General features: G+C 29.5%; 12 protein-coding genes and 1 other RNA gene. 2 read left to right on the top strand and 11 right to left on the bottom strand.

The genetic code is table 11. The features are described from left to right. Window positions 1–14: 14 nt before the first annotated feature. Window positions 15–782, bottom strand: a complete 768-nt coding sequence (locus ACJDTP_RS18170; protein ID WP_011968203.1) for a transglutaminase domain-containing protein — start codon at window positions 780–782, stop codon at window positions 15–17. A gap of 438 nt (window positions 783–1,220) precedes the next feature. On the opposite strand from ACJDTP_RS18170, the gene ACJDTP_RS18165 reads away from it, so the two are divergent. Then, window positions 1,221–1,973, top strand: coding sequence for a gamma-glutamyl-gamma-aminobutyrate hydrolase family protein (locus tag ACJDTP_RS18165; protein ID WP_406762026.1), 753 nt, complete (start codon window positions 1,221–1,223; stop codon window positions 1,971–1,973). Between the two features lie 156 nt (window positions 1,974–2,129). Here ACJDTP_RS18165 and ACJDTP_RS18160 read toward each other — a convergent pair whose 3' ends face one another. From ACJDTP_RS18160 to ACJDTP_RS18120, 9 genes are all read right to left on the bottom strand, one after another. Beyond that, complete coding sequence (locus ACJDTP_RS18160; protein WP_406762025.1) at window positions 2,130–3,848, bottom strand: S8 family peptidase; 1,719 nt, start codon at window positions 3,846–3,848, stop codon at window positions 2,130–2,132. Next, window positions 3,845–5,695 carry a S8 family peptidase gene (locus ACJDTP_RS18155; RefSeq protein WP_406762024.1) on the bottom strand — a complete coding sequence of 617 codons (1,851 nt, stop codon included), beginning with the start codon at window positions 5,693–5,695 and terminating at the stop codon, window positions 3,845–3,847. The genes ACJDTP_RS18160 and ACJDTP_RS18155 overlap by 4 nt, the downstream gene beginning before the upstream one ends. Before the next feature lie 486 nt (window positions 5,696–6,181). Continuing rightward, window positions 6,182–6,530: RNase P RNA component class A (gene rnpB, locus ACJDTP_RS18150), an RNA gene on the bottom strand. Between the two features lie 70 nt (window positions 6,531–6,600). Then, window positions 6,601–6,906, bottom strand: a complete 306-nt coding sequence (locus tag ACJDTP_RS18145) for a hypothetical protein (protein ID WP_077838106.1) — start codon at window positions 6,904–6,906, stop codon at window positions 6,601–6,603. A 156-nt stretch (window positions 6,907–7,062) separates the two neighbouring features. After that, on the bottom strand, window positions 7,063–7,854 hold the full coding sequence (locus ACJDTP_RS18140; RefSeq protein WP_406762023.1) for a Nif3-like dinuclear metal center hexameric protein: 792 nt from the start codon (window positions 7,852–7,854) through the stop codon (window positions 7,063–7,065). Window positions 7,855–7,865: 11 nt separating this feature from the next. Then, the gene (locus ACJDTP_RS18135) at window positions 7,866–8,558 is read right to left on the bottom strand and encodes a tRNA (adenine(22)-N(1))-methyltransferase (RefSeq protein WP_078116549.1); all 693 of its coding nucleotides are present in this window, start codon (window positions 8,556–8,558) and stop codon (window positions 7,866–7,868) included. A gap of 77 nt (window positions 8,559–8,635) precedes the next feature. Next, on the bottom strand, window positions 8,636–9,766 hold the full coding sequence (rpoD, locus tag ACJDTP_RS18130; protein WP_011968196.1) for an RNA polymerase sigma factor RpoD: 1,131 nt from the start codon (window positions 9,764–9,766) through the stop codon (window positions 8,636–8,638). A gap of 5 nt (window positions 9,767–9,771) precedes the next feature. Continuing rightward, entirely contained in the window at window positions 9,772–11,562 is a 1,791-nt protein-coding gene (gene dnaG, locus ACJDTP_RS18125) for a DNA primase (protein ID WP_078116550.1), read from the bottom strand. Window positions 11,563–11,835: 273 nt separating this feature from the next. Next, window positions 11,836–12,861, bottom strand: a complete 1,026-nt coding sequence (locus tag ACJDTP_RS18120) for a deoxyguanosinetriphosphate triphosphohydrolase (protein ID WP_406762022.1) — start codon at window positions 12,859–12,861, stop codon at window positions 11,836–11,838. Between the two features lie 328 nt (window positions 12,862–13,189). Here ACJDTP_RS18120 and ACJDTP_RS18115 point away from each other — a divergent pair, with 328 nt between their 5' ends. Further along, on the top strand, window positions 13,190–14,257 hold the full coding sequence (locus ACJDTP_RS18115; protein WP_406762021.1) for a CotS family spore coat protein: 1,068 nt from the start codon (window positions 13,190–13,192) through the stop codon (window positions 14,255–14,257). A 322-nt stretch (window positions 14,258–14,579) separates the two neighbouring features. Here the strand turns inward: ACJDTP_RS18115 and ACJDTP_RS18110 are convergent, their stop codons facing one another. Further along, window positions 14,580–15,224 carry an MBL fold metallo-hydrolase gene (locus ACJDTP_RS18110; RefSeq protein WP_406762020.1) on the bottom strand — a complete coding sequence of 215 codons (645 nt, stop codon included), beginning with the start codon at window positions 15,222–15,224 and terminating at the stop codon, window positions 14,580–14,582. Between the last annotated feature and the right edge of the window lie 3 nt (window positions 15,225–15,227).

Raw genomic sequence — 15,227 nt, 5'->3', positions numbered from 1 at the left:
CCTTAAATAAAAGCTTATTTATAATATCCATTAAATGATTTAGGATATTTTTCTCTATCCCAAGTATAATTATTTTCAATTAAAGTACTATCTCCAACTAAAAAGTACTTATTCTTATCACTTGAATCATTGTTAGTAACATCTATATGATACCAATTACCTTGAATTTTTACAGCATTCCATGAATGAGAAACATCCTTAATTTTCCCGACTACAATTCTATTTTCTATTCCTGCATAGTTAAACATTCTATAAGCAGTCATTGCATATCCCTGGCATACAGCTAATGATGTGGTCAATGCAGAATAAACACTTGTAGATTTTAGAGTATAATCATATTCATATCTATTTATAATATACTCATTTATAGCCTGTACTTTTTCTAACTCTGACATATCCTTATTAATTAAAGAATTAGTAATTCTCTTTAATTCATTATCTACATAATTTTCCTGTTCCTTAGTTGTCAGATATTTTACATCTAAAGTTGTCTCTATACCATTTTCAGTCACCTTTGCTTTAGGCTTTATCTCTAGCCAAGATCTCTCTAAGTAATCATCTTTTGAATATGCATCCTTAATACAATTACTTATATTCTCTTCAAATTCCGACCTTGCCCCTGTATATAAAATAGTAAAATCAGTATCTCTATTTTCGAGATGATTATAAATATGATTTTCCATACTCTTCATATTATTAACTTCATCATACGCAAATGCAGTTACAGTTATAGCTTGTATAATAACAACTGCTATCATTATTGTTTTGAAAAACTTTTTCATAATTAATATGTTCCCCCATGTCATTTCAACACTTTCAATTTCATCATATGTAGACCAAACTCGCTTGCAACTCTGACGCTTGAGATTTTTTACTCAGCTGCCTTTTTTAAGTATATGTGAGAGAAATCTGCCAAGCGAATATATTTTCCTCTTAAACGTAAATTTTAAATCAATCTTTTTCATAATTTATACTCACAAAAGGCACAATATTAGCAGATTATCTAATACCATGACTTTCTAGAGAGTAACAAATAAGTTATCATTACTTCTATTGTACTTACTTTATTCATTTTGTAAATATAAATTAATACTTTATTTATATTTTGTTTATAAATTGTTGACTTTTCCCTATTTTTCTTCCATTTATGCACAATTGACAATCTTTATTTATACATATATATTATAAGTTATATATATGCTAAGGGAGGTATACAAATTATGAACAAACCAATTATAGGCATAAATTCAAACAGAGTTATTAAACATGAAACTCAATATTCGCACTCAGTTGTAGAATCACTTGGCAATGATTATGTTGAATCCGTAATTAAAGCAGGCGGTGTTCCAATTATACTTCCTATTCTTTCTGATGAAGAATCCATTAGAAGACAAGTCGAACTACTTGACGGCATCGTTCTTTCTGGTGGAATAGATATAAATCCTTTATTATATAATGAAGAACCATCGCCTAAATTAGGTTATATTTACCCTGATAAAGATGAGTTTGATCTGGCACTTGTAAAAATAGCTTATGAACTTAATAAACCTATTTTAGCAATTTGTAGAGGTCATCAAATTCTAAATGTAGCTTTTGGCGGCACATTATATCAAGATTTATCTGATATGAGTGGTTGTTATATAAAACATCATCAACAAACAAAAGATGGAGCGGCTAGCCATACTTTAGAAATTATTGAGGGCTCAATTTTATATGAGATCTTGGGAAATACTGCGCTAATTAATTCCTTTCATCATCAAGCAATTAAAGATTTAGCTCCTGGTTTTAAAGTTACGGCTTACTCTAAAGATAAAGTGATTGAGGCTATTGAGAGTTGTGAGAAAAATTTTGTTGTCGGTGTGCAATTTCATCCTGAAATTATGACTGCTTATAACGATAAAAATATGCTTAAACTTTTTGAAACTTTTATAAATGCTTCATATAAAAATAATTCATTAAATCATAAAAAATAATTTAAAATCCCTAAATTCAAGTTGCCTTATGCAATTAAATCTTTGTATACTTGCCTTTCATAAGATTTACTTTAGGGATTCTAAATTATCTAAAATATAAATTTCTACAATATAAAATACTCTACCTATATTATACTATAAATATGGAATTGCAATTTATCGCATATTTTGAAACATTTTCAGCACATTAAGTATTCCATACCCCCATACTGGATTGGGGTATAAATCTCCACTTCTTTGAACTGCACCTCTTTGAATATATGTTTTTATTGTTTGCGAATATATATTAGGGTCATTTCCTTCTACAATTCCCCATTGAAATACCATAGCGCAAGACCCTGCTAATATAGCCGCTGATACACTTGTTCCATTAACGATAGCCGTTTTATTATTAGGTGCTACAGTTAATGCATTTATCCCTCCTGCAGCCACATCAATTCTATTAAGATAGTCCTCTAAAAATGCTATTCCAGAATAATCTAGAACATTATTATTTAGCTGATTATACGCTGCTGCAGTAATTGTATACTCTGAGCTTGCTGGATTACTTATAGTCCCATAAGGATCCGAAGCAATAAACCTAGTTCCTCCAATACTAACACCTTCTTGTGGTATCCATGCATTAAATCTACCATTTAGAATTGACTGTCCTGTCAGGGTAAAACGCCAAATTCCTTCTGTTATATTTAATAACCTTACTCTCATTAATTGATCACCTGTGTATTCTTCTGGAACATAATAATTTACTACCATTGAAGTGGTTTCAAATACAAATGAATAAGTTTCTATAGCCGTTATTTCTGCATTTATAGTTCCAGTACTCTCTCCCGATGGTGATATTATATTTAACGTCATTATATTAGGTGATTCAACCCAAATATCAACTATTATATTTTTTTGCTCTGGCGATATATATAGCTGTATTGTTCTCGATTCATTAACTTGAGATATTGTACCTGATGTATGAGTTCCACTTGCGCCTTGGTTTCCTGAACCATTTACTATTGCAATTCCACTGCTTTGAGATATTAAATCCATGTATTGCTCTAAAAAACCATTTCCCTTATGACTTCCTAAATTGCTTTCTAAAGGCATATATATAACCATAGGCTTATTATTTTCTAGTGAATATCTGTTTAAAAATTCTAATGCTGAGAAAACTGATAACATACTATATATAGGTATTTGTATATTATACCGCCTTTTATAAGCAATATTTTCAAGAAGCTTTATCACCACAAAATCGCATTCTGGAACCATCCCCTTTAAATCAGGATTTTTTCCAACTGATCCAATTATTCCGGCCATATTTGTTCCATGACCTATTTCATCTTTGGTTGGGACTATATCATAAGGAGATTGTCCAGACCTAAAAGCATCTATTGCTTGTTGTATTGTACTTCTATTGTAGACACTTCCGAAAGGAACCCCATTCTCTCCAGTTTGCTGCCCAGAATTTATAGTTTGATCCCAAATATATTCTATTTTAGTTTGACCATTTTCTCTTATAAATTCATTATTTAAATAGTCAATACCCGAATCCATAATCGCTACATTTACTCCTCTACCTGTAAGTCTTAATGGCAGTTCTAATTGCAAGAAATTAGCTTGGGATGCTTCAATTGGAGAAACTTCTTCCAGCGTAAATATATCTGGAAAAGCTCTATATATTACAGTAGAAAAAACTGGAACCGCCGTACCTGTATCAAGCTCTACAGGCGCAGATAATATGGCATATTGATTATCAATTATAGTTGCATAGTACCCTGGCTGTTTTGAAACTTCCTCCTCAATGTTACCTTCGTATTGAACTATATAATGATAATAATTTACATCAGAAAAAATATTTATTGGAGCTCTAAAATCTTCCTTCATATAAATTTTCCATCTCCTGCCTTTGGAATTCTTATAAATAATTTATTTATATAATACTCATCAAACTCATAATCTTCATTTGTATATTTTTTATTATTAATATTCATTCTAAATCTTTGGTTAATATTCCTATACAAACCACTAATTATATTGAAAACACCTAGTAAATCAAAATCACCATATCCTGTTTCTTTACTGGGATATCTGTTAGCTGAATTTCTGTTAGCACCATACATTATGTATGTTCTAATTTTTTTAGTATACATAGTAGGATCATTACGGTCTACAATCCCCCATTGTAATAAAAGCGCACATGCTCCACCCACTACAGCCGTAGCTGCAGAACTACCTGAAAATGTTGTTACTCCTCCTCCAACCTTTGTTGTTAATATATTTACACCTATAGTTGAAATATCTGGATTAATCAATCCATTAGTATTAAATCCTTTTCCAGAAGCCGCAATTAATGCATTATTATTTCCATAATAAGAGACTGTAATAACATTAACAGCTGTTGATGGTATTGTTAGAGTCGTAAAAGGATCCGATTCGAGAAATATTGTATTTTCTGGTAAAGTACTCTTAGGAGGTAACCATATGTCATACCTACCATTTGTTATATATTCGCCTATCAAATTGAAAGACCATGTCCCTGGCTTTATATTACTAAACGTAAGACTTATTACTTGATGTCCTGTGAAATGTTCTGGCGAATAGAATCTTACTAGCATATCTGTATTTAAGAAAACAAATCTGACTGGTTGAATCTTATTTATTTTAGATTGTATAACTGCTGAAGCTTCTCCTGTCGGAGAAATCACATTTATTGATGCGATATCCGGTCTTCGTATCCATATGTAAATCGGAAGGTATTTTATTTCTCTTGGAATTCTTAATTCTATTACTTTTGTATCCCCTACATTCCTGATATACCCTGATACATGACCTTGAGAATCCCCCTCATTTCCTACTCCATTTACTACACACAATCCTCTACTATTTCCAATTGATGTTATATATCTTGAAATCAAGTTGTTACCATCATGGCTACCTTCGGTACTTCCAACACCTAGGTAAATAACCATTGGCTGCTTACGTTCTAATGCAGTTCTTCTCAAATATTCTACTCCAGCTACAATTTCAGATGCATTATATACTGGAGTATACGCAATTCCATTTTCTTGCAATTGCCTTTTGAAATTAGTAGATTCAAAAAGCTTAACAATAACAAAATCACTTGCATTTGCAATTCCTTGAAACTCAGTATTATATCCTCTTGCTCCTATAATCCCAGCAACTTTTGTTCCATGTCCAACTTCATCTCTGGATGGAACTATTTGATACGGATCTCCATTATTTCTTTTAGCTGCAATAGCACTATTAATTTGATCATTTGAATAAATTTCTCCTATATATACAGAGTCACTATTATTACTTTGAATAGATTGATCCCATATACTTATTATTCTTGATGTATCATCTTCACTTATAAACTCATCGTTTAAATAATCTATACCTGTATCAACTATCCCTATTAACACTCCTCTACCATTCAAATCCAGAAATGGATTTATCTTTATGTTATTTATATTATCTACAGATGATGGTGAAATATCTTGTAAAACATACATTGTCCTAAAATCATAAAACACAATTGCTGGAACATCATTTAAGAGCCTATCAAGATCATTATTTCGTACAGATATCACTCCGATAGTACCTGTAATTATATCCCCACAAGCATAAGATACTTTATCTATTTGTTCTTTAAAATTCCCTTTATACTCAATCAAATAATTTACCGAATCGGGATCATAATATAAATTACAGTCACGTAAATCAGACATATCTAACTCCTAATATTACTTGCATTAATATTATATATATTTTTATATTGTTTATTTGATGATTGAAATTATTTGTTCATCTCTAAATTAATAACTGTAATATTCCTTAATATTTAAATTAAATTTTTATCCTCTCATAATTTCTAATAAAGTAATCAAAAAAAGCAACAAACATTATAATGCTTATTGCTTAAAATACTTTTAATTATATATTATTTAGAAAACTTAGTCTAAACCTTTATATTGAATCCACTTAACATCATTAAATATTTTCATTGAAATTACTGTAAAAAATAACAGTCGGAAGAATATTAGAAGAAATCGTCATTCCATAATGCAGACAACATCAGATATTTATGCTCACGTGACAAAAGAAATGAATACTGAAGCTACAAATGTTTTATCAAATGTTTTGTACGCAAAAAAAGCAAGGGAAAGTTAAGGGAAAATACCGATATGGTATTCCTCAAATCCTTGCAATTACATGTTGCGAGATAAGCCATAAGCCGAGTTCTGTATTAAGCAATCATCTATCTAGGCCTACTGTTGCCAGTAAGCTCAAGCGACGCACCCAGAGGCGGGACGGGCAGCCCCTTTAATTGCCTCTCTATTCGGTCTTGCTCCAAGTGGGGTTTACATAGCCGTGAAGTCTCCATCACGCTGGTGAGCTCTTACCATCACCTTTCCACCCTTACCTAAGTAAAACTTAGGCGGTATATCTCTGTTGCACTTTCCTTCAAGTCGCCTTGACTGGACGTTATCCAGCACCCTGCCCTATGGAGCTCGGACTTTCCTCTCCTAGATCAAGTCTAGCAGCGATTGCACGTCTCACTCGCAAAATCTATATTAACATATATCTTTTTAAGATGCAAATATATTTTTTATACAACATTTCTAAATTATAGTTATATTAAAAAAAATATTATTGTTAATAATAGTATTACTATTATTCCATATAAACTTACGCCACAGAATAGCAGCGTTAATAATATAAGTCCACCAACAATTAATTTAGGATAAAGTAAAAATAAAAGAGGATTCTTGCTAGGAAAAAATGGTGGAAATCTACCATTCCATCCACCATATTTACTTCTTCTGCTTCCTCCCCTAAAAAAATTTCGTATTGTTTTTCTACTATGTTTAAAGAAATTTTTCAAGTCATCTTTTAAATCTTCACTATTTTTATTATTAAAATCATGATCTTTCCCCATAATTCACCGCACAATTATTATTACAATATTAGTATATGCACCTATTCATTTTTTTAGTAAACTCTTTTTCAATTAATTATATGCATTAGAACTTAACATTTAAATAATTTAGTGCAGTTATAGCCTTAATATAAAGTTTTACTAAATATTAATTTATTAAACAAACTCATAAGGATCTTCACTTTTTTTTGAAGCAATGAACTCTACATCTTTAAATTTTTCCTTTAAAAAATCCAATGTTTTTAAAAATACAAGGTATTCTGTTGAGAAATGTCCTGCATCTATTATGCTTATACCTAATTCTTTGAAATCTGATGCAAAATGATATGTTGTATCCCCTGTTATTATACAGTCTGCACCAAGATCTTTTGCTTTATAAAAGAAATCTTGCCCACTGCCATTAATTATAGCTATTGTCCTTACTTTATTTTTTCCCCTGACAATCCTCATATTTTTTATATTTAAATTTTTTTTAATAATTTCTATAAGATCATTTAACATTATTTCTTCGTCTAATTTAACTAGTCTTCCAATTCCGCCATCTTTATAATTATTAGATTCATTAGGTTCAATAATTTCTTGTGACTCAAATCCTAACATTCTAACTATAGTTTCATTAATCCCGCCTTTAGCACTATCTAAATTGGTATGGCAAGAGTATAAAGCTATATCCTCTTTAATTAGATTTATCAACTTGTTCCCCAATAAATCTCCTTTAACTATACTCTTAGGTCTTTTGAATAGCAACGGGTGATGAGTTATTATTAGCTCACATCCTAAATCCACTGCCTCCTCAATTACTTCATTTGTGCAATCTAAAGATAATAAAACCTTGTTTATAGTCTTATCTTCATCTCCAACCATTAGACCAACATTATCATAAGATTCCATTAAAAACTTTGGTGCAAATCTTTCTATTTCTTTTCCTATATCTTTTACTCGGACCATAATCTCACCGCCTAAAAACTTTTTAATAGTTTCTTTAACTTCTCATTTTTTTCTATTAACTCATTTCTTCTTGAAATTGCATGTTCAGTATTATCTTTAATAAAATCCATTACTTTTTCATTTTTTTCAATTTTGCTTTCTATATATGATTTAAATAGTGGTAATTTTTTATTTAGTATAAATGGGCTTATTTCATAAAATATATTATCTAATTTTATATAATCACCTTTTTTATACTTAACTTTAAATATCTCATAATACTTGTCTTCATCCAAGCAAATGTCCTCTTCTAATATTTCATAATCATTAGTATATAAATATTCTCTTAATACTTCTGGGTTTTGTGCTGGTTGAAGCAATAAATATTCTAATTTTTTTACCTTATCTAAATCATTTTCTAATATATCTCTAATTAAATTACCACCCATTCCTGCAATTATTACAGCTTGAGCTTCTTTATTTTTTAATACAGCTAGACCACTACCTAATCTTAAATCTACCTTATCTAATACTCCATCAAGTGCTGCATTAATTTTAGCTTTTTTGAGTGGATCTTTATTAATATCTGATGCTATAACTTTTTTAGCTATATCGTGTTTAACTAAATATATTGGTATATATCCATGGTCTGTTCCAACATCCATTATTACTTCTACTTTATTAATTTTTTCTATAATCCATTTTAGTCTTTTACTTAATTCCATATTTACCTCTTTTTGTCTTACTTATAAATTTAACTCACATTTAAAAAGAAGCACCTAATTTTAGGTGCTTTTAGCTACTAATCTAGATAATCTTTTAATTTCTTGCTTCTTGACGGATGTCTTAATTTTCTTAAAGCTTTTGCTTCAATTTGTCTAATTCTTTCTCTAGTAACATTGAACTCTTTCCCTACTTCTTCAAGTGTTCTAGCTCTTCCATCATCAAGTCCAAATCTTAATCTTAATACTTTTTCTTCTCTAGGAGTTAATGTATCTAAAACATTTATTAATTGCTCCTTAAGCATTGTAAATGCTGCTGCTTCAGCTGGTGCTGGCGCTTCATCATCTGGGATAAAGTCTCCTAAATGAGAGTCTTCCTCTTCACCTATTGGAGTTTCTAAGGAAACTGGTTCTTGTGCAATTTTTTGAATTTCGCGAACCTTATCTACTGGAAGTTCCATAACCTTAGAGATTTCTTCTGGGAATGGATCTCTACCTAATTCTTGGAGCAATTGTCTTTGTACTCTAATAAGCTTATTTATAGTTTCTACCATATGAACAGGTATTCTTATTGTTCTAGCTTGATCTGCTATTGCTCTTGTTATTGCTTGCCTAATCCACCATGTAGCATAAGTCGAAAATTTATATCCTTTTCTGTAATCAAATTTTTCAACAGCTTTAATAAGACCTAAATTTCCTTCTTGAATTAAATCCAAGAATAACATACCTCTTCCAACATATCTTTTAGCTATACTTACAACTAATCTTAAATTTGCTTCAGCTAATTTTTTCTTAGCCTTTTGGTTTCCTTCTTCAATTTCTTTCGCATAAGTTATTTCCTGTTCAGAAGACAATAAAGGCACTTTTCCAATTTCTTTTAAATACATTCGAACTGGATCATCTATAGCTATACCTTCTGGGACCGATAAATCAATTTCTTCTTCCGTTTCTGTATCAGCAATTTCACCTATTATTTCAACACCTGTCATTTCCAAAACTTCATATATCTTTTCTATTTGCTCTGGGCTTAAATCAATATGATCCATAGCTTCCATAATTTCTTTATATGTTAGCGAACCATTCTTTTTACCCTTGTCAATTAATTCCTTTACAGCCGCCATTTTAGCATTTTTATCTTTTTTATCGTCTTTTGGCTTTGTTACTTTTCCATTCGCTTTTTGTTCCATTTTATTATTGCCTCCTTCCGTCATAACCTTCAACCTCTCTCTCCCTTTTTAAGTGCTTCAGATAATTTAGTAAGCTCTATTGCAATCTTTATAGATTCTTCAATTTTCCCCTCTTTTTCGAACCTATTTTGCTTTTTCTTTAAATCCTCAATTTGCAGCTTAAGTTTAAAGCTTCTTACCTCTTTTAAATAATCTTTTATTAGTCGATCTCTATCAGTAAAATCTAAAATCTCATGTTCCCTTATCTTGGTCAACTCTTTAGAACTTTCTATATCGTCACATCTACTTTCTACATAGGATTCTATATTACCTATATCATTAGTATCCTCACTTTTGCCTTGTAATATTAATGAATAAATTTTATTATGTGATTCTATTACAAAATCTCCTGATTTTATGGAGCTTTTAATCTCATCATAAAATTCATCTTTGAACATTAATTTTAATAATGCTCTTTCGGCCTTTAAGTATGCGGGTTCTACATATAATTTTGTTCCAAAATATTCCTTTTTATTCACAAAATTGTCTTCTTTTTGTTTTTTTGTTATTACTTGTGAAAGTAAGTCATATAATGCCTGTTCTTTAATTGCTGTTTCTTCTGAAATTTTCTTTATATATACATCTTTTTCTATAGGATTTAGATCTGCTAGAATTTCTGCAAATTTTTCTCCATATTCTACTAGATCATTTCCACTATTTAGATTTATACCTTCAGCTGCTTTCTTAATTCTATATTCAATTAAAGGAAGAGCTTCATTTGCCAACTTCAGAAATGACTCCTTTCCATGATTCCTCACAAACTCATCTGGATCTTTTCCATCCGGTACTATTAATACTTTTACATCAAATCCAGCACCTCTTAAAATTTCTAGACCTCTTAAGGTAGCAGTCTGTCCAGCCAAATCAGCATCATAAGAAATTATTACCTTATTAACATACCTTTTAAGAAGCCTTGCTTGGTTTACTGTAAGTGCAGTTCCAAGTGATGCTACAACATTTGTTATACCAGATTGGTGAAGTGATATTAAATCCATATATCCTTCAACTATAATAATGTAATCCTCTTTTAGCTTATTCTTAATTGCAAAATTTAATCCATAAAGATTTATCCCTTTTTGAAAAATCATGGTCTCTGGTGAATTTAAATATTTTGGTTTTGAATCATCTAAAACCCTACCTCCAAATCCAATAACTTTTCCTCTTACATCAAACACGGGAAACATTACTCTATTTCTAAATTTATCATAAACATTCCCTGATTTCTCACTTTTTGAAATCAATCCAGCTTCAAGTAACAGATTATCTTTATATCCTTTTGTTCTTAAGTAGTTTGTTAATCCATGCCAGCTATCTTGAGAGTAGCCTAAACCAAATCTCTTTATGGTTTCTTCTTTTATCCCTCTCTTCAAAAAATACTCTTTTGCCATTTTAATTCTTTGTAAATTAGCAAAATAATATCTAGCTGTTTCAACATTTACTTTATATAAAACTTCTTTCTTTCTAGAAACTGCGCTATTTTCATTATCTTTTATCTGTAGCGGAATATTAGCTTTATCTGCTAGATACTTTGCAGCTTCTACAAAAGTGAGTTTTTTATATTTCATAACAAACGTAAGCACATTTCCTGCTTCTCCACATGAAAAACATTTGTATATCTGTTTTTCACTTGAAACACTAAATGATGGAGATTTATCATTATGGAATGGACATAATCCCATAAAATTTCTACCTGATTTTTTTAGCCTTACATCCTCTGAAATAATATCAACAATGTCATTTTGTTCTTTTATCCTTTCAAGAACTTCTTCTGATATTTGCAAGGAGACATCTCCTTCCTCTGCTTTTTTTGGCAATTATATATTATTCGACATAATAACGAGTTTTCCTTCTAAAATAATTAGAAAACTATTAATTTTTTTTAATTTAAAGTTTCACCAGTTATAAAATAATATTTATTGAATAATACTATATATTAAAGTAATTCTTTTTATTAATTTAAAATCCTCTTTTTTTATTGCAAATCTTTATTCATTGAGAATATTATTAAATTCATTATAGTTTTAAACTTTCTAAGACATGAATCTCATATATAATTAATCTATTACAAACTTAGGGATAAATATTTTATTAAATAGTGATAGGCAATAATCATCACTCATTCCCGCCACATAATCAGCAACTCCTCGTTTTAAGCCTTCGTTTTTAGCTATGCTCATATAAATATCTGGCATCTCATGAGAATTTTCCTCAAAATGTTTAATTAATTGATTCAAAACAAATTTCGCCTTATTTCTTTCAACCTTTAATGTATCCCCTAAATATATATTTTTAAACATAAATTGTCTAAGTTCAGTCATTGCTTCACTTATTTCTGGACTTAATCCAATTTCCTTTACCCCATTGTTGAGATTATCATTTGATTTTTTTATAAAATCTTTAATTAAGACATTTAATCTTTCGTTTGAAGTATCTCCCAATACTTTAACAATTTCTCTTGGAATCTCTTCTTTGCTTAATAAACCTGCTCTTATAGAATCATCAATGTCATGATTCAAGTACGCCATTTTATCGCTAAATTTTACCACTATTCCTTCTAATGTAATTATATCTTTAACGCTTCCAAGCCCACTATGATTTAATATTCCATTAATTACTTCTTCCGTTAGATTAAGTCCCTGCCCGTTATTTTCAAGTTTAGTAACAACTCTAACGCTTTGTTCATTATGACGGAATCCATCTTCCAAGTACTCATTTAGCACTTCTTCTCCATTGTGTGCAAAAGCAACATGCCCAAGATCATGCCCTAACGCTATAGCTTCAATTAAATTTTCATTTAATCCGATTCCAGCTCCAATATTTCTTGCAACTTGAGATACCTCTAATGTATGAGTTAATCTAGTTCTATAATGATCTCCAAATGTTTTTATATATACTTGTGTTTTATGCTTGAGGCGCCTGAATGATTTGCTTTGAATAATTCTATCTCTATCAAGCATATAACAAGTTCTAATATCATCATCTTCTTCTCTAATTTTTCTGCCAATAGAATTTTTTGAAAAAGCAGCTTCTTTAATTAATGTCAAGCTTTCAAAATTTTGAATTTTTTCTCTTACATTCATATATTATCACCTCTTTTTATGTATTCTATCTATATCATTATATTCCTCTATTTATTAACTATATTTATTATTTGCAAATAACTAAAAAATAATATCTTTATATTCATTAATTTTTATTTTTTATTATTTTTAGTCTAATACTAGAATTAAATTAATATTATTTAATAATTAGGAATTTTTTTAATCTAGAAATCTTACTAATATATATTTCTATATACTAATTAAAGTTTTAAAAATATATTGAGTTTACTTAAGGTATAACTTTCAATCAAAGTTTACCTTGTATCATAAAAATTCAATAAAAATCACCTTATAAAGGAGCGTATTTATGGGTACTGAAGTTTTATCTTTACAAGAATCTAATCTTTCCCCAGAAATTATAAAACAAAATGTTTTACCATACTATAATTTACAAAACTCTCAGATTTCAATAATCAAATTTAAAGATACTGATAAGCAAAGAGCAGTTTATAGGATAAATTATAAAGAGAAAAATTACTGTCTAAAAAAAGTTTATTATAATTTAAATGACTTGCTATATGTATATTCAGCCATTGAGTGGCTATATAGAAATAATATTAGGGTCTCAAAACTTTTACCTACAATTGATAATAATAGATTTGTATCTTATCGAGATATGCTTTTTATCTTAACTCCTTGGATTGAGGGTGAGAAATGTAATTTCGATAATTTGGATCATGTTTTAATCTCTGTAAGAAAACTCTCTGAGATTCATTCAGTATCTCGTAAATTTAAACCTATTTTAGGAAGTTCAGCAAAAGAAGGATTTGAGGATTATTACATATCTACCTTAAAACATTTTGAAGATTTACTTAAAGCATCAAATGAATCGTTTAAATACAAAGATTCATTTTCAAGACAATTTATTTCAAGTTTTGATACAAATTTACGCCTTGCTAAACTCTCTCTAGACATATCAAATAAAATTGACAATAATGAATTAAGTAAATCTTTATGCCATGGTGACTATGTAAACAAAAATCTAATTTTTCCTCCTGATCTAGATCCTTGGGTGATAGATTTTGATAAGTGCAAAGTAGATTACAGTGCAAAAGATCTAGCATATTTTATGCGAAGATTACTTAAACGAGAAAACACAAAATGGAATGTTGAGTTAGCTCTATCTATATTAGATGTCTATAATGAATTGTGTCCTTTAACACACTCAGATTTACGTTACTTAATTTCTTATATTTGCTTTCCGCAAAAATACTGGAGGATATCAAGAGACTATTATAGGAATATTCACAAGTGCAATAAATCTGCTTTCTTAACTTTAATAATAAACGCGACATCAAAAACAAATCTTCAATATGATTTTGCGCTAGATATAATAAATCAAGTACAAAAAAAATTCAATATGACTTTACTTTAAAATTGTTTCTGTAAAACAATATATTTTATTAGGTAGAACTAATCTTCTCTTTTCTTCGAAATCTTATAAAAATTAACCGTATCTGAGCATCGAATATTTTAAAATAAGTTCATAATAATAACTTAATATCGCAAGCACATAAGGGCATTGTAATTTAAAATTACAATGCCCTATATTTTTATAATATTATTCGATTTAAATCTTCCTTTACTAAAATTTACAGTTCCATTAGTTAAATACGAATATTTCGAATTAACTATTGTTCTTGAAATTGGTAAATATAATTGCAGTTAAGTATATATCCTATTTTTAAAATCGAGTTTTAATCATACTTAAGCACAATAATCCCTGAATAACCTTTAATATTTGCCTTGTTTAATTCAAGCTCCTCATATTCTTTTACTTGTAGTTCTGAAGCTGAAATAAATTTATCAACCTTACCAAAGACATACCCCACTATCCCTAATGCTTTTGTCCTGTAGTGCATAGGTATAACAATTGTTGGGTTCAACTGCTTCATTACTTGAACAGCATCTACTGCATTAAGTGTGGCTAAGCCACCAACAGGAAGAAGTAGTATGTCTACATTTCCTATTTTCTCTATCTGCTCTGAATTTAGAAGATGTCCAAGATCACCACAATGACAAATATTTATATCATCAATCTTAAAATTATATATAGTATTTTTCCCTCTCTTAGATCCAGAAGTTTTATCATGAAATGTTTGGACACCTTTTATTTCTATTCCATGCTCTAAGAAATTGCCGGGTTCATTTATGTGTATAAAACTACTCTTGACTATATTTATGTTATTATGGTCACTATGATTATGACTTGTAGATACTATATCAACTTCCATTTCAGGCAATTTGTAGCCAAGCATTTTCTTATATGGGTCTGTTAATACTTTTATTCCACTTTGAGATGTTATCATAAAACATGATTGACCAAACCATTTAATTTTCATTTT

The organism is Candidatus Clostridium helianthi, from assembly GCF_045310795.1.
GTDB lineage: Bacteria > Bacillota > Clostridia > Clostridiales > Clostridiaceae > Clostridium > Clostridium helianthi.
The sequence above is the reverse complement of the archived record's forward strand: the minus strand, read 5'-3'. Positions and strand labels throughout refer to the sequence as shown.